The sequence below is a fragment of the Sphingomonas sp. OK281 genome, assembly GCF_900115295.1.
GTDB lineage: Bacteria > Pseudomonadota > Alphaproteobacteria > Sphingomonadales > Sphingomonadaceae > Sphingomonas.
The window spans coordinates 1333762-1351337 of the sequence record NZ_FOVZ01000001.1 but is presented as its reverse complement, the minus strand read 5'-3'; the positions used below and the strand labels follow the sequence as shown (position 1 = coordinate 1351337).

17 protein-coding genes and 1 pseudogene are annotated in these 17576 nt (G+C 63.5%); 10 read left to right on the top strand and 8 right to left on the bottom strand.

The window, feature by feature from the left end; genetic code table 11:
- The first annotated feature begins 30 nt into the window (after positions 1 to 30).
- The 3 genes from BM244_RS05935 (at position 31) to BM244_RS05925 (ending at position 4096) form a co-directional block, all read left to right on the top strand.
- Positions 31 to 2952 carry a TonB-dependent receptor plug domain-containing protein gene (locus BM244_RS05935; RefSeq protein WP_093397954.1) on the top strand — a complete coding sequence of 974 codons (2922 nt, stop codon included), beginning with the start codon at positions 31 to 33 and terminating at the stop codon, positions 2950 to 2952.
- A gap of 87 nt (positions 2953 to 3039) precedes the next feature.
- Positions 3040 to 3459, top strand: a complete 420-nt coding sequence (locus BM244_RS05930; protein WP_175518085.1) for an acyltransferase — start codon at positions 3040 to 3042, stop codon at positions 3457 to 3459.
- Between the two features lie 211 nt (positions 3460 to 3670).
- Positions 3671 to 4096 carry a hypothetical protein gene (locus tag BM244_RS05925; protein WP_093397952.1) on the top strand — a complete coding sequence of 142 codons (426 nt, stop codon included), beginning with the start codon at positions 3671 to 3673 and terminating at the stop codon, positions 4094 to 4096.
- 154 nt (positions 4097 to 4250) lie between these two features.
- Here the strand turns inward: BM244_RS05925 and BM244_RS05920 are convergent, their stop codons facing one another.
- The 4 genes from BM244_RS05920 to BM244_RS05905 all read right to left on the bottom strand — a co-directional run bounded on the left by BM244_RS05920 (position 4251) and on the right by BM244_RS05905 (position 7498).
- Positions 4251 to 5075 carry a TauD/TfdA dioxygenase family protein gene (locus BM244_RS05920; protein WP_093397951.1) on the bottom strand — a complete coding sequence of 275 codons (825 nt, stop codon included), beginning with the start codon at positions 5073 to 5075 and terminating at the stop codon, positions 4251 to 4253.
- Positions 5076 to 5098: 23 nt separating this feature from the next.
- Entirely contained in the window at positions 5099 to 5527 is a 429-nt protein-coding gene (locus BM244_RS05915) for a DUF2147 domain-containing protein (RefSeq protein WP_093397950.1), read from the bottom strand.
- Between the two features lie 145 nt (positions 5528 to 5672).
- Entirely contained in the window at positions 5673 to 6818 is a 1146-nt protein-coding gene (locus tag BM244_RS05910; protein ID WP_093397949.1) for a sensor histidine kinase, read from the bottom strand.
- Positions 6803 to 7498, bottom strand: coding sequence for a response regulator (locus tag BM244_RS05905; protein ID WP_093397948.1), 696 nt, complete (start codon positions 7496 to 7498; stop codon positions 6803 to 6805). The genes BM244_RS05910 and BM244_RS05905 overlap by 16 nt, the downstream gene beginning before the upstream one ends.
- A gap of 177 nt (positions 7499 to 7675) precedes the next feature.
- On the opposite strand from BM244_RS05905, the gene BM244_RS05900 reads away from it, so the two are divergent.
- From BM244_RS05900 to BM244_RS23020, 3 genes are all read left to right on the top strand, one after another.
- Positions 7676 to 8350, top strand: coding sequence for an outer membrane protein (locus BM244_RS05900; RefSeq protein ID WP_093397947.1), 675 nt, complete (start codon positions 7676 to 7678; stop codon positions 8348 to 8350).
- An 86-nt stretch (positions 8351 to 8436) separates the two neighbouring features.
- Positions 8437 to 8949: a hypothetical protein gene (locus BM244_RS05895; protein WP_093397946.1), complete on the top strand. Its 513-nt coding sequence runs from the start codon at positions 8437 to 8439 to the stop codon at positions 8947 to 8949.
- Positions 8950 to 9550: 601 nt separating this feature from the next.
- Positions 9551 to 9730 carry a hypothetical protein gene (locus BM244_RS23020; protein ID WP_175518083.1) on the top strand — a complete coding sequence of 60 codons (180 nt, stop codon included), beginning with the start codon at positions 9551 to 9553 and terminating at the stop codon, positions 9728 to 9730.
- Between the two features lie 442 nt (positions 9731 to 10172).
- On the opposite strand, the gene BM244_RS05885 is transcribed toward BM244_RS23020, so the two are convergent.
- Both BM244_RS05885 and BM244_RS05880 read right to left on the bottom strand, forming a co-directional pair.
- Positions 10173 to 11069 carry a BPSS1187 family protein gene (locus tag BM244_RS05885; RefSeq protein WP_093397945.1) on the bottom strand — a complete coding sequence of 299 codons (897 nt, stop codon included), beginning with the start codon at positions 11067 to 11069 and terminating at the stop codon, positions 10173 to 10175.
- Positions 11070 to 11155: 86 nt separating this feature from the next.
- Positions 11156 to 11614, bottom strand: coding sequence for a hypothetical protein (locus BM244_RS05880; protein WP_217649088.1), 459 nt, complete (start codon positions 11612 to 11614; stop codon positions 11156 to 11158).
- A 282-nt stretch (positions 11615 to 11896) separates the two neighbouring features.
- On the opposite strand from BM244_RS05880, the gene BM244_RS05875 reads away from it, so the two are divergent.
- The 4 genes from BM244_RS05875 (at position 11897) to BM244_RS22560 (ending at position 15846) form a co-directional block, all read left to right on the top strand.
- Positions 11897 to 12595 (top strand): response regulator, encoded by a 699-nt coding sequence (locus BM244_RS05875; protein ID WP_093397944.1) that lies wholly within the window; start codon positions 11897 to 11899, stop codon positions 12593 to 12595.
- Positions 12596 to 12608: 13 nt separating this feature from the next.
- A complete protein-coding gene (locus BM244_RS05870) occupies positions 12609 to 13973 on the top strand; it encodes an ATP-binding protein (protein WP_093397943.1) in 1365 nt (454 codons plus the stop codon).
- A 424-nt stretch (positions 13974 to 14397) separates the two neighbouring features.
- A complete protein-coding gene (locus BM244_RS05865) occupies positions 14398 to 15192 on the top strand; it encodes a retropepsin-like aspartic protease family protein (protein ID WP_139226871.1) in 795 nt (264 codons plus the stop codon).
- A 228-nt stretch (positions 15193 to 15420) separates the two neighbouring features.
- A complete protein-coding gene (locus tag BM244_RS22560; RefSeq protein ID WP_139226870.1) occupies positions 15421 to 15846 on the top strand; it encodes a hypothetical protein in 426 nt (141 codons plus the stop codon).
- Positions 15847 to 15909: 63 nt separating this feature from the next.
- On the opposite strand, the pseudogene BM244_RS05860 reads toward BM244_RS22560, so the two are convergent.
- Together BM244_RS05860 and BM244_RS05855 are read right to left on the bottom strand one after the other, a co-directional pair.
- A pseudogene (locus BM244_RS05860) lies at positions 15910 to 16541 on the bottom strand (tyrosine-type recombinase/integrase).
- A gap of 186 nt (positions 16542 to 16727) precedes the next feature.
- Entirely contained in the window at positions 16728 to 17552 is an 825-nt protein-coding gene (locus BM244_RS05855; protein WP_093397942.1) for a hypothetical protein, read from the bottom strand.
- Between the last annotated feature and the right edge of the window lie 24 nt (positions 17553 to 17576).

The window sequence follows — 17576 nt, the reverse complement described above, 5'->3', positions numbered from 1 at the left end:
GGCCAATGCCGGCGAACAGGGAGAAAAGTCATGCGTATCCTTCGCCGTCGTCATCTGCTGTCCGGCGTCGCGCTGCTTGCCGCAACCTCGGTACAGGCACAGGTCGCCCCGCCGACCACCGATACGCCGACCACCGATACGCCGACCACCGATACGCCGGCATCCGCCGCTGCCGATCCGGCCGCGGACCCTGCTACCGAGATCGTCGTCACCGGGTCACGCATCGCGCGCCCGGATTACGAAGCGCCCAACCCGATCGTCTCGTTTAGTGCCGCCGACCTCCAGAAGTCGGGCAACACCAACGTCACGACCTTCCTCCAGCGTGTGCCGGCGCTCACCAACTCGCGTGACAGCACGCGGACTGCGGGCAACGCGCAGGCGGACGGCAGCTTCGGGCAGGTCGGGCTCAACCTGCTCGACCTGCGCGGGCTTGGCCCCAACCGTACGCTGGTGCTCGTCAATGGCCGCCGCCACGTCGCCGGCCAGCCCGACACCGCGGCGGTCGACATCAACGCGATCCCGACCGACTTGATCGAGCGCGTCGACGTGCTCACCGGCGCCGCCTCCGCCGTGTACGGCGCGGACGGCGTCTCAGGCGTGGTCAACTTCGTGATGAAGCGCGATTTCGACGGCGTCGCAGCGCGCAGCCAGTTCGGCATCTCCGAGCGAGGCGACGCCGCCAACCGCTTCGCCTCGCTGATCGCGGGCCGCAACTTCGCCGATGGCCGCGGCAACCTGACGCTCGCCTACGAGTATAATGCCGACCAGCCGCTCGCGAACGACGGCCGCGCGTATCTCGCCCGCAACGACCGCCAGTATTTCGTCAACCTCGACAATTACGATCCGACGCGCGTCGGCAGCTACAAGATCGGACCGGTGCGCGACCTGCGCTATCCGTACAGCTCGAACCAGGGCATCGTGTATATCGGCGACCAGACATTCCGTGGCGACGGCGCGGTCTATACGCCCGGCCGTTTCCTGCAGAATGATGGCTACTCCGTGGGCGGCGACGATACGCCGGTCGCCGGCTATATCGGCGACATCTTCCCGCGGACGCGCCGCCACGCGGTCAACGCGCTGACGCATTACGACGCCTCGGACGCGTTCAAGATCAGCCTGGAGGGCAAGTTCGTCCAGTCGACCGTGACCAGCTTCGGCGGTTATGGCGGCAATTATCCGGCGACCATCGCGCTCGACAATCCGTACATACCGGCGAGCATCCTCGCCGCCGCGACCGCGGCCGGGCTGTCCTCGGTCGACGTCAACCGCAACAATTTCGATATCCCGCGCCGTGGCGAAGAAGACCGCCGCCGCACCTATCGCGGTGTCGTCGACGTCACCGGCCGCATCTCGGAGCATGCCAGCTACGACGTGTCCTACACCTACGGCCAGACCGACGTCCGCGCGACCAAGCTCAACGACCGCCTGAACGATCGATTCCTGAACGCGCTCGATGCGGTGCGCGGGCCGGGGGGAACGATCGTCTGCCGTTCGGCGGATGCTCGCGCCGCGGGTTGCGTCCCCGTCAATACGTTCGGCGGCAAAACCGTGGACCCGGCCTCGTTCGGCTATTTCCTGAGCAACCCGGCAAGTGATGCGCGTCTTACCCAACACGTCGCCAACGCCTCGCTGAACGGCGACTTCGGGCAGTTCTTCACGCTGCCCGGCGGCCCGGTCGCGTTCGCGGTCGGAGGCGAATATCGCCGTGAATCGAGCAGCTTCCGCCCCGCGCAGGCGATCACCGACAACGCGTTCTACCAATATGACGAATACATCCTGCCGACCCCGTCGAGCGGCCATTTCGATGTCTGGGAAGCGTTCGGTGAGCTCAACGCGCCGATCCTGAAGGACGTGCCGTTCGCCAGCCTGCTCTCGGTCGGTGCCGCCGGACGCTATTCTGATTATTCGACGGTCGGCTCGACCCGCGCCTACCAGTTCAACGGCATCTACGCGCCGATCCGCGAGATCAGCTTCCGCGGCTCGTACGGCCGCTCGGTCCGCGCGCCCAACATCGGCGAGATCTTCCGCCCACAGACCGGCAGCAGCAATTTCTTCTCCGACCCGTGCTACCTCGGCAACCGCACGCTCGGGACGCAGTTCCGCACCGCGAACTGCCAGACGCTGATCACCGGGGCAGGGGGCAATCCCGCCACCTTCACCGCGCAGAACAACCCGAACGCGACGATCTTCATCCCCGGCACGCAGCAGGGCAATCCGGATCTGCGCGCCGAAGTCGCCCGCACCTGGACGGCGGGTGTCGTGGTGCGGCCGATCTCGGGGTTGTCGATCGGGCTCGACTGGTACGACATCCGGTTGCGCGACGCGATCAACACGCCTGACGCGAACACGATCGCCTCGCTGTGCGTCGACCAGCCGACGCTCGACAACGCCTATTGCAACGCGATCGGTCGAGAGCGCGGCACCGGGTTCATCAACGGCTATGTCGTGCAGCCGCAGAACGTCGCGGCGTTCCGCACCGCCGGCGCCGAACTCAACATCGCCTATCGCTTCCGGACGGCGCGTATGGGGGCGTTCGATATCCGTCTGGTCGGCGGCTATCTCGACAAGCTCGAACAGGTCGCCACGCCGGGCGCGATCGCCGAGGACAATGTCGACCAGCCCTTCCGCCCGAAATACACTTTTACCTTCTCGCCGAGCTGGACCGCGGGGGCGCTGACCCTCAGCTACAATCTGCGCTGGCAGGACGGTGTCCGCCGTTTCGCGAAGGCCGACACCGACGCGAACCCGAGCCTCGTCGATCCGCGCTATTTCCGGTACAAGGAACTGTGGCAGCACGACGTGCAGGCGGAGGTCGCCGTCGACCAGCGGTTCTCGTTCTATGGCGGCGTCAACAATCTCGCCGACCAGAAGCCCGACATCGGCTTCGAGACCAACGTGCCGATCTCGCCGGTCGGTCGGTACTTCTACGCGGGCGCGAAGGTTCGCTATTGAGGCGGCTGGGAATTGACCGTTAGGGACGTCTCCCCGAGGCATGCCTGATTGCCGAATTGAGAAAAGACGCCCGTGCTGACCAAAGACATGCTGAGCCTGATCACAATGGAGGAGGGGGCCTTCATCGATCCCAGCTGCACGGTCGTCGATCCGCAGCGGCTGATCCTTCGGAAGGGGGCGTTCGTTGGGCCCGAGGGGCTCATCGACGCCGGCGGTGGCGTCGAGATCGGCGAAGCGGTGCGGATCAGCTACCGGTGCACGATCATATCACTGACCCATCACATTACGCGCTCGGTCTGGCGGCGGGGTGTCGATGGGGACCGACTTCGGCCTGTTCTGATCGAACGTGGCTGCTGGGTAGGCGCCAACGTCACCATTTACCCGGGCGTCATCGTGCGAGAGGGGTGCGTCATCAACGCCGGATCGGTGGTCGCCAAATCTACCGACGCGCACGGGCTCTACTGTCCGCCCTATGCCGTGCGCATCAAGGATCTCGAGTTCGAGTGATGGCCGATCGCGATCGCGATCGCGTCGTCCGAGTTGCCTATCTGTGTTCGATCCGCTTCGAGCCGTACAAGAGCTCATACGGGGCTAAGAGACATCGAATGACCGATCGTGGGTCCATCGCCATCGAGCCCTTGGCTCAAGGCCTAGGATCCGTAGATGTAAGATGGCTGGACGCTCAAGCGCAGCTACATGATCCCGCCGGGAGGTTGGCTTGAACAACAGAGAACAGACCCTTGCCCTGATCGAGACGATCGGAGCTAACCCGCGCGAATGGGGCAGGCATATCGACGCATTGTTTGCGCTGCTCGACACGTTGTCGGGCGATGACTGGTGCGCGGTGAAGCGCTCGGCTTCGCCAAAGGACCGGTACGCCGTCATGATCCAATACCTTGGCCACATCGAGCGAACCTATACCGCCAATGCGCCTGAGGCTGCGCGGACGGTTGAGGGCGGTGTTGCGTTGATCTTGCTCGAAGGATTCGAACTGGATTATCGCGAAACGACGCTGCGGGTGAAGGATTTTGTGAAGACCACCGGTGCGACGGTATCCCAGTTCACCCGTCGGGCGCGCGAATGTGACGTTCCAGCGCTCGAATATACCCGCGGACTCTGTCAGACCTACGGCATAGGCCGGTAACCGGGGCAGGGTAGGCTCTCGGACGACGGGACGTGAACAGGTGGCTGAAGTTGGGGTCCGCAAAGCGGCCTGTGGAAGTCTGAAAGCGGGTCGTCGTCCAATTTGCCACGAAACCTGCTTCGGGAAAAACCGTGCAGATACTTAACATGGGGTATCACGCAAACGGTTCGTCACCCTCAAGCTTCGTGCGAAGCATCATACGACCGCACGTGGAGTCATAGGGTTCGGCACGGTGCATCGTGCCGGTGTTATCCCACATGACGAGGTCACCGGTGTTCCACGCGTGACTGTAGCTGAACTCGTCGCGCGTCGCCCAATCGCGCAGTCCGACCAGGAGCGCGGTGCTGTCCTTCGGGTCGAGCCCGACCACGTTCCGGGCGGTACAGCCGAGGATGAGCGACTTGCGCCCCGAGGCGTGCGTCCACACCAGTGGCAGGTCCTTTTCGCCGAGCGCCTGCATCGTCTTCAGCATGTCGAGGCTGGGTTCGGGGCGGTAGTAGAACAGCGATGCCCAAGGTGCATGGACGACGCGCAGAGGATCGTACTCCGCCTGTCGGCTAGCGGGCAGGGCGTCATAGGCCGCATAGGTGTTGCAGAAACCGGTGTTGCCGCCGCTCGGTGCCGGCACCACGCACGACAGGAGCGAAGCGAGGATCGGCACGTCGCTGTTGGTGCCGTCGATATGCCAGTAGAGCGAACCCTTCAGGAACTCCGCCGTTGCCGGGTTCTGCTTCGCATCGAGCGAGATCTTCGCGGTGGTCCTGCCATCGCTGCCTTCCGACGCCGGGATGCCGAGCGTCCGGGTGAAGGCGATTTGTTCGGCTTCGGTAAAATGGATTTCGGGAAAAATCAGCACGCCACGGGCCTCAAGCAGCGCGCGGATATCCTTGGCGAGATGGCCCGCAAGTAGGTCGATCTTGTCGTTAAACACGCGGCTGGCGATGGCGTCCTTCACGATCTCGGTGCGTAGCGTCGTCATGTCATGCTCCTGCGATGCGGGGGTCAGCGGGCGGGCTGCCACGTCGGTCCACGGCACAGGAATGCGACGCATCCCTCGACCTTCAGCGTGCCGTCGGGGTTGCGGGCGAGCTTCGCCGTGTAGGTCTTGCCGCTGTCGGGATTGTAGATCTTGCCCTTCCAGACCGATCCCGCGTCGGTGAACCCGGTCAGGATGAAGCTGCCTTCGATCGGGTCGCGGCGTTTCGACGGGTCGGGGTTGGCAATGTCGGTGGTCGGCTTGCCGGGTTCGTGCTTGAGGATCTTGACGATCCTGCCGCAGACCGCCGGGCCGCACGGGTCGATCCGCACCAGCGCCTTGCCCTCGTCGGTGATCCAGGTGCCGATCACCGGCGTCGCGGCGATCGCGCCCGATGCCGAGCCGATCAGGAGCGCCGCGAGCGTGCCTGCGCCGAGCGTATGGAATTTCGCCATGATTCTATCTCCCAAGCGCCGCCGCCCAGACTAGCCAAAGCGAGGCGCGCCGTTTGTCGACCGGGACGATCCCGGCGGTCCGTACAAAGCAGTGGGTGATGGAGGCGCGATGGAGCGACGGTGTCGAAACCGCGAACGTGTCAGGTCAGAGCGGTAGCCATACCGAGAAGCACGCACCAGACCGGTCGACGCGGTTCTTCGCCATGATGCGCCCGCCATGCGCCTCGGTGATCTTCGCGGCGAGCGTCAGGCCGACGCCGCTGCCGGGGCGACCGGCCAGCCTGTCGCTGCCGGCGCGCCAGAACGGCATGAACATGCGGGCCTCGTCGTCGATCGCGAAACCGTCGCCCTCATCGGTCACGCTGACGATCGCGTGGCCGGAGGCGGTGAAGACGGCGACATCGATCCGGCTGCGATCGGGGGCGTGCTTGATCGCGTTGGTGAGGATGTTGGTCATCACCTGCATCAACCGGACCGGATCGCCGTGCACCAGCGCCGTTTCGCAAGACTCGACGATGGTGACATCGCGCTCGCTCGCCGATCCTCGGAGATCGCCGACCGCCAGTCCCAGCAACACCGCCAGATCGACCGGGCGCCGGTCGAGATCGAGTTCGCCCGCATCGGCATGCGCGAGCGTCCGCAGATCCTCGACCAGATGCGAGAGGTGCTCGACCTGGCGGAGCAGCCGATCGGCCTCGCCGGTCGCGGGATCGATCACGCCGTCGGCCAGCCCGTGCAGTCGCCCCTTCAGGATCGTCAGCGGGGTGCGCAGTTCGTGCGCGATGCCCGCGGTCAGGACGGTACGTTCGCGTTCGTAGGCGTCGATGTCCGCCGCCATCCGGTTGAAGCTCTCGATCAGTTCGCCAGTTTCGCCCGAGGTGCTGCCGCGCTCCACCCGCACCGACCGGTCTCCCGCGGAGACGCGCGCGGCGGCGTTCGCGACGGCAGTGATCGGCCGGCTGATCCGGCGTGCGAAGACCATCGCAACCCCGCCGCCGACCAGGATCGAGACCAGCGCGATCGTCGCGACGAACCCTAGATCGGTGAGCGCGGGGGCCTTCGCGCCATAGCGATCGAACAGGTCGAAATAGCGATCGCTGCCCTCCTGATGCGTCCGCACCAGCAGCTCCAGCTGCTCGCGTGCCTTGGGCGGCATGTGGTGCGTGGTGACGCTCAACCGGTAATGGACCGCGGCGACATACGCGGCCATGCCGAGCAGCATGGTGATGATCGTCGTCGCCGCGGCGAGCACGACCATCCGCGTGACGATGCGGTTCAGGAGGCGGGCCACAGGCGATATCCCATTCCGCGCACCGGTTCGATCATGTCGATGCAGCCCGCCGCCGCCAGCTTCTGGCGCAGTTTCGACAAATGGCTGTCGACTACGCGATCATAAGCGTCGCTGTCGGGCGACGCCGCCTCGAGCAGTTCGGCGCGCGAGAAGGCGCGGCGCGGCTGGCGTGCCATGTGCGCGAGGATCTCGAACTCGCTCGGGGTCAGCGGGATGCGGACGGGCTCGTCGCCGTCGGCGTTGCGGCAGCTGACGACACGCGCGTCGAGTTCGATCAGCAGCGTGCCGACCGACAGCGTACGCCGGTTGGTCGCGCCCTGCGCCCGACGCAGTACAGCACGGATACGCTCGACGACCTCCGACGGGTTGAACGGCTTCACGACGTAATCGTCCGCGCCGATCCGCAGCGACGACAGCTTGGTCACTTCGTCGTCGTGCGCGGTGATCATGATGACCGGCGTGTCGGCGCGGCGGCGGATCGTGGTGAGCACGTCGAGCCCGTCGCCACCCGGCAGGCCGATGTCGAGCAGCATCAGCACCGGGTTCGACTGGGCATGCGCGCGGATCGCGTCCTGTACGGTGCCCGCCTTCACCACCTCGAAGCCGGCGCGCTCGACATAGGCCGCGAGCAGCTCGGCGATCTCGCGCTCGTCCTCGACGATCAGGATACGGTCGGTCACTCGGTGTTCCTCGGCTCATTCGATTGTCAGGGCTTTTGCCGCGAAGTGTGGACGAACGATGGAGGCGGCGCTCCATCGTTCGTCCATCATACCCACGACGCGTCTTCATCGCCGTCCGCCATCAGCCTGTTCGACCCCGCCAGCTCAAGGCGGGAACCACTCGAAAGGCCTTATCCCATGACTCGTTTCGTTTTCGCCAGCCTGATCGCTCTTGGTGCGGCCGCGTCGCTTTCGTCCGTCGCGCAGGCGCAGGACGAACCCGCCCGCGGCATCTACGCGGTGGCGCGTGCCGGTGCCTCGGTCAATTCCGAGCAGAAGTTCGACGTCGACTCTCTGCCGTCGCAGTTCGACGACAATACCAAGTACAAGACCGGGCTGACCGGCGAGATCGGCGGTGGCTACGACTTCGGCATGTTCCGCGTCGAACAGACGATCGGCTATAACGGCAACAGCCTCAACCTGAAGGACCTCGGTACGGACAATTTGCCGGCGTCGGGTCGCACGCGGTCGTACAATGTCAGCGTGTCGGGCTATGTCGACATCCCGCTCCATGCCGTGTTCGTGCCGTATCTGGGTGGCGGCATCGGCGCGTCCAGGGTGGACGCAAACCTGTCACGGACCGGCGCCAACGGCCTGAGCAGCAGCTATGCCGGCAAGGACTGGGGGATGACCTGGCACGGCGACGCTGGCATCGGCATCAACGTAGCACCCAAGACCACGATCGAGGTCGGCGGCCGGTATTCGCAGACCAGCAAGCTCGCGTTCGACGGTCAGGATGCCGGTGCGGCCACCCGCTACGAACCCAAGCTGCGCACGCTGTCGGGCACGATCGGCGTCCGCCACATCTTCTGATGGCATGAGAGTCTCGCCCCGCTCGCGGTCGAACGCGAGCCGGGGTGTCCGCCGTCGTAAATTCTCCGATTCGAAGGATAAGGCGCATGATGGTGCCCATTCGGCTGGCCTTGACGGGCGCGCGGCTGGTGTCCGTAGCCACGATCCCAAACGCCCATTCCCGCGACGATCGTGCGGCCTCCGAACCCGGTATCCGCGTGACGGTTTCAGGCCTGCGCGACCAAAGAGAGCGGTTGAAGCTGGAGCTTGACCCCGCAGAAGCGACCGACTTCCTTGCCAAGGACGAGGCATTGCTACGGGCGGGAAAAGTGTTTCGCCGGATCGTGACCGCAGTTCCGTCGCTTGCAAGAGACGGAACGCTCTGCGTCAACGTACCGCGACCCGGCCGTGACGCCGTCCTCGGTATTCACGAGCGTAGCGGCAACCCAAGCATCAGCATCGACGATGATCGCGTGAGCCTGCCGGGCAGCGAGCATCTCGGTCGTCGTCACGCACCGTTCGCGCAGGCCGTGGTCACTGCGGGCGACCAGCTTACGGCGGTCGCCGCGCCGATGCAGTATCGGCGCGGCCTTGGCGGCTTCAAGCAGATGCTACAGTGAAGCGCGGGCCGATCGGCGTGAGAACAACGCGATCGTCGCGGCGCGGTCACCGCCAGCGAACAGTGACTGCAGTTTTCGTTTCCGCATCTCTCGTCGCTGCGATCGTCACGGAAAATTGGTTGGCGGAATTATTCAACGATCATTGGATCGCGACGATGCTTATGCTTATCTCCGGTATTGTCACAATTGCGCTCGTCTTGCCATTCGTAACTCGCGCTCGGTAATGAGCATCATATATAATATCGCATCGATGTTAACGAAAGGCAGAAGAGCGACGCGCCAACGGCTGCGGCGAATGACCGATCTAAGTCCTCGTTGATGCCGTCTGATTGAATGTGGCGTATAAAATGTGCGTTGGATTTGGTACAGTGAACTGGTGCAATGAGTATGGAGGATTATTGTACGTTTTGCGCAATCTATACCTCAGTTATCGGCAGGGCCTTCTAGCAAAATTGTTCGGTATTATCTTGGTTGCGCTATTCGGCGTGGGCATTCTTCTGCTAACACAGATGGAACGCGCGATCTCATTGATCGATGCGCGATCGAGATGCCAAGGGATCGGCAACTGGCATACGCCAGCGAAGGTCTCGGGGTACAGGCGATGACCCGCTTGATCAGGTCGTTCGAGCGCCGGGCCCAGATGTGTGCGACCGCCTCGCTCCCGACATGCGGCGCCATTGCCGAGGCGCGCGACGAGAAGATCGTCATGTCGGTACCGCGCTTACGGCGCAGGCGCAGCTGGTTCCCCTCGATCGTCTCGCGGATATGGCGGGGTATCTAACCGCGCCAAGCCTGTCAGGCGTATCGAAACGGCTCCCATCCATTGCTTTTCCCGAAGTCCATTCGGCGCAGCTGGAACGGAAGATGCTCAGGAATTCACGCTGAAGTTGGGTCGGACACCAATCCCGGCGGGTCGTCATCCCGTTCTGCCGGCGCAGCGAGGAGCCCGCTCCGGCGATCTCTCTCCTACTTCGGCGCGTTAGATTAACGATTGGCAGGTGTTGGGAAGGGAGAAAGCATCTGCGAATATCGGCTCATGAATCTTTGTCCGTGAACTTTCCTATACCTTAAGGGCACGGCTGGCGCCTTGTTCGGTTCAGTCGAAACGGCCGGTATCACAACGTCGTTACCATAATCTCGCGATTTCGTGATGGCGGTACTCTGACGGCAAGCGGCGGTTCATTTGGCGTCTACAAGTTAAAACGCGTGCCGTCCTTTCACAATCACGGCTGCCCCTGACGTGCGCTGGCTTCGCCAAACATCGCTCGCCACTGGGAAGCATAGGCAGGCGAGTAGACGGTAGACGCGTGATAGGGATTATTGCCCTGCGCGGCCGGGGGCAGAGCGCCATCGAACACAAGCTGGTGATCTCGAGGGATACGGAGCGCGGTATAGGCGTGCGCGAGGAGTTCGGTGGTATTTTCACGCGCGTGGCGTTCGGCCCACCAGCGCCCCGGCGGCGTTGCCGATCGTTCGAACAACCACGGCGCGGGTTGTCGCCGGGGGCCAAACTCATCCCACGGGCTCGAGAACAACACGACGCGGTTCACGGGAAACCTCTTGGCGATGAACGCCGCCATGCCGGCGCCCTGCGACAGTCCGGATACCACGATCCTCGGCCATAATGGTCTTCCGCCCGGGGCCAGATACCCCGCCCATCCGAGTTCGGGATGCCTGCGATCTAGATAGCGTATCACGGCGGTCAGACGCGACACGATGCTTTCGGCGGGCGGATTCGAAACCGGTCCCGTCCCACCGAACACACGTGCGGTTCGGAACCGCGCGGAACATTGCGGGGGGCGCGGGGGACAGACCTGCGCCACAGCGGGCGTGTTGTTGTACGGCAGATAGAGGACGCGGTACCCTTGGCCTGCAATCGTCCTCATCAGCAGCATCGGCGCGTATTGCCCACCGTTTGTGCCCGGTAGAAACACGACCAACGGCGCATCTCGCGTAGCCGGGCCTCCGTTCAGGACCACGTTCGGGTCGTTGAACCGCTGGATGCGCGGGTCCGCAGCCGACGGCAAAATCCGCTCGACATCGCTCTGTGCCGAAGCGCCGGACGTTGTCAGGATCACGACCAGCGCAGAAACGACCTTGTGGGAAGAATGCTTTTTCACGCTAACACCTCCGATTGCGATGATCGTCGAGGATCGTGGGTGGTGGGATCCTCGACCCTCCAGCCGGTAACAAGCGCGCACATGCCTTACCGGCGCACCAGCTTGAGCATGCCACCATCATACCAGGGCAAGGCTAGCACCCCGCCGGCACCGCGGAAGACCACGGGGTTGTCAGCGGGGCCCCAATTGCCGGATCGGCATTTGATTGCGAAGGTCGTCGGCCGTGGCATGCCGAGCTTGCGAAGTTGCGCGCGCAGTTCTGCCGGCGCTGGTTTGTCGACCCGCATGAACTGTGGGTTCGAGCAGGCATCGTGCGTCGCCTGCGGCCGATCCCAGGCAAGCCGCGCACGGGAAAATGTCAGGCGCTTGCCCATGAAACTCGGATCGTTGTCGGCAAGCGCTTGCACCCCCCCGTCGCCAACCGCGACGCCTGCCACTTGCCAATGGCCAGCGAACGCAGTCACATCGGCCCCCGATTGCCCGGTTGCCGCTTGCACCGCGAGGATCGCGGTCACCGATGCGATGGCCATAACGCGTGCTCTCATCATTCGCTCTTTCCTTGTTGAAGCTCGTCGACGCGGTACATCTCAAGCGCAGTCACGTCGGTCGTATCGGGCGCACGGATCTTGGGGCGTCTGGGATGGTCTTATCATCGCCCCTTTCCAGTACCGTTCCGCTCGAATGTCGCTTGCCGGCATGGTCACTCGTCTCCGAAGTCGATGCAGCGTTTTGAAGCGCGTCTGTATCCGAGGCATGACAAATCAACGACTTATGTAACATTTTGTCACGTGGCTTGCCTTCGGGCGGTCACTGGTCTTCAGTCAGACATGCCCGATCGTCCGATCGTTGCCGTCTGCGAGGACGATGCCGACATCCGTGAACTGCTCGCGGCCTACCTCGCCGCACAGGGCTTTGTCGTGGAGACCGCAACCGATGCCGTGGCACTCGACAGCGTGCTTGCGAACACCAAAGTGTCGCTGGTGGTGCTGGACTGGATGTTACCCGGCGAGAACGGTCTTTCCGTGTGCCGACGCCTGTCCGCCGGCAATGGTCCACCGGTGATCATGCTCACCGCACGGGATGAGGACGGCGATCGCGTTGCTGGACTCGACGGCGGTGCGGACGATTATGTATCCAAGCCGTTCAACCCCCGGGTCTTGCTGTCGCGGATCAACGCTGTCCTGCGGCGTGGCGGTGCTCAGGTGGACGGCGATGTGCTGACGGTTGCCGATCTGACGATCGACCCGGATGCACGGCGGGTCATGCTGAACGAACGTGACGTTGCGTTGACGGCGTCCGAATATGACCTGCTGCTCTGCTTCGTACGGGCGCCGCAACGGGTGTTGTCGCGTGATCAGCTTCTGGATGCCACCCGGGGCCGTACCGCCGACATGTTCGACCGGACGATCGATATGCAGGTGAGCCGGTTGCGCCGTCGATTGGAGGAGTCGGGTAGCGAGGTCGCGGTACTCATTCGCACCGTCCGCAACGCCGGCTACATTCTCGCCGCCTCGACCCGCCGTTGATGACGAGGTGGCAATGAGAGGGCGTTTCGACCTGTTCGGACGGTTGCTGCTGATCCTCGTCGGCAGCGTGCTTCTCCTGGGTGCCACCAGCGTGACGCTCATTCTCGTCCACGACGAACTGCGGCCCCGGCGTCCATCGACCTTTCCCCGCGTTCGGCAGACGGCGGGGCTCATCGACCTCGCGGTCAGGCCGAATGCACCCTCGCGTCAAATTTTGCTGCGGGCGGCCAACGGCTCGGATCTCTCTGCGGTCATTCTGGCCACCCCGCCGCCGTCCGGCAAGTTGCAGCGCGCGCCGAAGCTCACCGCAAAACTGAAGGGGTTCATGAGAACCACCACACCGGTGATGGCTTACACCGATCCACGCTACCGGCCTATTCGCAGAGGCAGCCCGATCGAAGGCTTTCTGGCGCGCGCAATCGCTCGTCTGCCCGACGGCAGCGTGCTGGTGCTGACAACCAACGCGACCGGCGACCAAGAGCGACCGCGCCTGTTCGGCCTACCGGCCAGCCTATGGATGGGGTTTCTCGCGGTTATCGTCGTGCTGCTGGCCTTGTGGCTGACGGCACGCGAGACGCGGCCGCTCCGGGACCTCGTACGCGCGACCGAACGTTTCGACGGGACCGCCGTCACGACCGCCATGACGCTAGTTGGCGCTGCGGACATCCGTCGTACGGCACAAGCCGTGACCGCCATGCAACGACGCGTGATCGACCTGTTGGGAGAGCGATCCTTGATGATCGGGGCCATATCGCACGACCTTCGGACGCTTTTAACGCGCATGCGCCTGCGGGTCGTGGTGCTCGACGACCCGGCGCGCTCGAAGCTTGAAGCTGATCTGGATGGCATGGACGCCATGCTTGCCGACGCGCTCGCCTTCGCGCGGGGCACGACCGGCAGCGTTCGTGACCATGTGGACCTGGCCGACCTGGCAGCCGCAGAGGTGATCGAGCGGGAAATACGCGATGCCGGCCCCGAAATAACGACGGACCTGCATGATGCACCCTGCCTCGGCGATGCCCACGCGTTGCGCCGCGTGATCGCCAATCTTCTCGACAATGCCCGCAAATACGGCCGCGGCCGAATACACCTGTCCGTTACGCGAAGCGACCGAGCGGTCCACCTTGCTGTGGAGGACAATGGTCCTGGAATACCGCTGGATCAGCGCTCTGCAGTCCTCGCGCCTTATCATCGGGGGGACGATCCTCAGCACCGCCGACTTGCAGGATCCGGGCTGGGGTTGGCGATCGTTCAGCAGATCATGCGCGCTCACGGCGGCTTGCTGACGATCTCCGATTCCAAATTGGGTGGTGCGAAGGTTGCGGTGCAGTTGGATTGTGATCGGGCGTCGGGCGACCCGGCTAACCAAAATCACTGACGTCGGGTGACCAAGCCCCGCAATTCACCAAACCGACCGTGTCAATCGGGTGGCGTTCAAACACCTTGGAACAGCCAGCGTGCTTGCCGTATCGTGGCCAACGACTGGCATTCGTTTGCCGTGACGATAAGTCCACACAAACCGGAGTTGGGAATAGGAAATTGGCCGTTGAGTGACCGCTTATGGGTCACCTCGTCGCCGATTCCGGATCAACGACACTTACTCGGTTCGCCGGACCGGATGCTGCTGCAGGGCGAACGGCGCTGAGCGCGGTCCCCTTATCAACCTGTGCAGATACACAAGACGCATCGCGCCCCGGCCGCGCACGCTAACCGGATGTAAACGAACGGACGTTAAAATCTCGTTGATCCTCAGGGACGAATGTCCCTGGACGAGAAAACGAGACGAAAAAACGAGGGAGACGATGGCTACCAGAGCAACCGTCCATGCACCGGCAATCGCGATCGCCCTTGCGTCTGCGCTCGCCGCAACACCCGCAGCCGCCCAGGTCCGCGTCGAGATCGGGGGACAGATGCAGGACGTTCCCGCAAACACCGTGCGCACCGTTACTACGATCAATGGACGTACTCGGGTCGTCGATGCCCTATGGCACGGGGGTGAGGGGACGCCTGGCATGGCGGCGATTACTACTACTGAGACTACGGACGAGGACGGCGAGGGTCACGTGCTGTCGCGGACCATCGTCACGTGCATCGAGCCGCAGCGCGCGACTGTCGCCGTGGTGGCGTACACGCCACCGACCGTACCCCGCATCGAGGTCGATCTCGCCGACCTCGACGAGCCGGTCGCTCTCGCGACGCCACGCGTCCTGCGCATCAATCGCGATCCCTGGGGCGGGCACTTCGTAGCGTCGATGATGATCAACGGCGTACCCATCCGTGCCATCATCGACACCGGGGCGGCCTACAGCATCCTCTCGGCGGAAGACGCGCGCAAGACCGGTGCCGACCGTACCGTGCAGCGCGAGGAGGTGGCGGTCGGTATCGGCGGCTACACCCGGGTCGGCGTAGCGCGCGTCGCATCGGTCGAGATCGGCGGCCAGAGCCTGGGGCGTATGACGATGCGCATCGGCCAGCCCGGCATTCCGTATACGCTGCTCGGACAAACCGAGATCGCGCGCTTGGGACGCGTGACGATTGAGGACGGCATTATGACGATCACTCCGCGCGGGTTGGCGACGCAGCTCGCAATCCGCTAGTTCGGGTTAGAAAAAAGCAAATTCTGCCATAGCTTGGTCACCTGTGGCCAGCCTCGAGGCGTGCCATTCCATAAGCTGTTGTCTGAGCCAGCCTAAGATGAGTGGGTCTTGTTTCTGCGCTCGACGGCCAGCATCTCATTCGCAGTTTTCCGTGTCTCGGCTATCCATTAGGTTAGGAACCAGTGATCAAACTCATGCGCTCCGGGCGCTACCACTGAAGGAACAGCGATGGATGAGTTTGCGCGCATGATGAGTATGGAGGGTGTGCGTCCTCTTGATAACCCGAAGGAAAAATCCCGCCGTGTCGTCACACAGCCGTCTCCGGTCCCGAGCCAACCCTTAGTAGCACCGCTGGAATTGCGGCCAGGGGGCTATGCATGGGCTACAGGAAAACGTGCGCGCACCGCGCTCGAGACGGCGCTGGAGCGCCTTGCCAACGAAATCCGCAGTGGACGGCGTGGCTGGGCAACCGGCATTCTTCAGGATGGTAGGGCGGTCACATTGCCGGCTTCGTCAGGAGCGGCATCGCTGCTGGGCACGGCAGATCGTCAATCGCTGCGCCTTATGATTGTCGGCGGCGACGGCTGGACCTTCGTCATGCATCCGTTGATGGGAGTCGCTACGCTCGATGACGATCCTTCTCAATCCGAATGAACGAGCGTTCGAAGACGGAATGCAGGCGGAGCGGTCCGAATGGCCAGAACGGAGTCGATTGCGTCAGACCTCCGTCCGCTCTGATAGCTCCAACGCGTCTTCGACATCAACGCCAAGGTAGCGCACCGTACTCTCAATCTTCGCATGACCGAGGAGGATCTGCACCGCTCGTAGGTTTCCCGTCGCCTTATAGATGGTCGATGCCTTCGTGCGTCGAAGCGAGTGAGTGCCGCAATCCTCGGCCTGGAGGCCGATACCGATGATCCACTCGCGAACGAGGCGGGCATACTGCCTCGTGCTCATGGGCCCCATATAGTCGTTACGGCTTGGAAAAACGAAGTCGTTCAAGGTGCCGCCGCGACGCTCAAGCCAAGCGAGCAGGGTCTTGCGGGTTGGCTCGATAATTCGGACTGGACCGGGCGTTTGGTCTTCTGCTGCACTACCACGGCGCGATCCCTGATCCGGTCGCCGGCGACTATGTCACCGATGCGCACCTTGACAACGGCGCAGCCGCGCAACTTGCTATCGATCGCAAAGTCGAAAAGCGCTCGGTCCCGGAGGCGCCGGTGTTGGTCAAGCCAAAATCGGATGGGCCAAACTTGCAGAGGTTTGAGGGCGCACTTTGCGCCCCGTACAAGGCCCTCATTCCGGGGGCGGAGTTCATGAAAAGCTGGATCTAACGACGAGTGCCCCATCGCACATCTCCACCGTGTCGAGTTAGCGCTGCAGCGTACATCGGAGAGGGTAAAGCGGCCGTTTCCATTTATGGTTGGCGCCGATGCCGGTGAATGAACGGCCTAGATTGGGAAATCTGTATCAGCAGGGAATGTCCGCAATCGGGTCGTCCGTTCGCTCACAGGCGCCACAGCATACTCGTTGGCTCAGGCGAAGATGTCGGCAAGCCGGTCGGCGTCGGGGCCTTCCTTCCAGTCACGCAGTTCGATGAAGAGCGACGCGCCGACCGTCGTGAACCAGGTCAGCATCACGGTAGTGACGATCGATTGCAGCAATTGGACGACAAACGAAGGCTGCGCCGGCATCGGCATCCGTAACTGGCCGCTGCCCGTGAGGGCGCCCAAGGAGCCATAGCCGGCCACGCTCGCGACACCGATCACCACCGAGGCGAGCAGGTAGATGACGCACGCCAGCAGCAGGATACCGAACACGTGCCACCGCGCGCCCTTGGTCAGGGCGCGGCTACGACCAAAGGCACCGAACACGCCCGGACGCTCCGCTACGATCGCGGGCAGGGATACCGACCACATCACCGCGAGCATGATCCCCGGCACGACGAGGAAGATCGTACCTGCCCATACGCCAAGCAGGAGCAGCAGGTAGACCGCCAATAGCGGCAGGCATCGCGCAACCCCGACCTGCAGCATCTCACGCGGGTTCGCGGGTCTGCCCTGGTCATGCGCGATCGTCGCCTGAACCAGTGCCCCGCTGGCGATCAGCCACAGCAAACCGACGATGATTCCGTAGAGTCCGGCCAGCGCATACAGCCCTTCGCGGACGTTCTGGAACACCGCCGCGCCCAGGCCAATCTGGGCAAGCAGCAGTTGCGGCAACGCTATCAAGGCAAAGCTAGTGCCGAGCGTCGCAAGCGGATTGGCCTTGATGACGTTCGCGCTGCGCCCAAAGACGTTGCCCACGGAAATTCCACGGCTCGTCGCGACGCCCGTCTCGACGGTAGTGTGGCCGGCCATTGTCTTTCCCCCAAAGTCCCTGTT

Bases quoted from the DNA above. Each gene is read 5' to 3' on its own strand.
- BM244_RS05865 (WP_139226871.1), top strand. From the start codon at position 14,398: ATGGCTACCAGAGCAACCGTCCATGCACCGGCAATCGCGATCGCCCTT.
- BM244_RS05875 (WP_093397944.1), top strand. From the start codon at position 11,897: ATGCCCGATCGTCCGATCGTTGCCGTCTGCGAGGACGATGCCGACATC.
- BM244_RS23020 (WP_175518083.1), top strand. From the start codon at position 9,551: ATGACCCGCTTGATCAGGTCGTTCGAGCGCCGGGCCCAGATGTGTGCG.
- BM244_RS05870 (WP_093397943.1), top strand. From the start codon at position 12,609: ATGAGAGGGCGTTTCGACCTGTTCGGACGGTTGCTGCTGATCCTCGTC.
- BM244_RS05855 (WP_093397942.1), bottom strand. From the start codon at position 17,552: ATGGCCGGCCACACTACCGTCGAGACGGGCGTCGCGACGAGCCGTGGA.
- BM244_RS22560 (WP_139226870.1), top strand. From the start codon at position 15,421: ATGGATGAGTTTGCGCGCATGATGAGTATGGAGGGTGTGCGTCCTCTT.
- BM244_RS05935 (WP_093397954.1), top strand. From the start codon at position 31: ATGCGTATCCTTCGCCGTCGTCATCTGCTGTCCGGCGTCGCGCTGCTT.
- BM244_RS05930 (WP_175518085.1), top strand. From the start codon at position 3,040: ATGCTGAGCCTGATCACAATGGAGGAGGGGGCCTTCATCGATCCCAGC.
- BM244_RS05895 (WP_093397946.1), top strand. From the start codon at position 8,437: ATGATGGTGCCCATTCGGCTGGCCTTGACGGGCGCGCGGCTGGTGTCC.
- BM244_RS05880 (WP_217649088.1), bottom strand. From the start codon at position 11,614: ATGAGAGCACGCGTTATGGCCATCGCATCGGTGACCGCGATCCTCGCG.
- BM244_RS05915 (WP_093397950.1), bottom strand. From the start codon at position 5,527: ATGGCGAAATTCCATACGCTCGGCGCAGGCACGCTCGCGGCGCTCCTG.
- BM244_RS05920 (WP_093397951.1), bottom strand. From the start codon at position 5,075: ATGACGACGCTACGCACCGAGATCGTGAAGGACGCCATCGCCAGCCGC.
- BM244_RS05900 (WP_093397947.1), top strand. From the start codon at position 7,676: ATGACTCGTTTCGTTTTCGCCAGCCTGATCGCTCTTGGTGCGGCCGCG.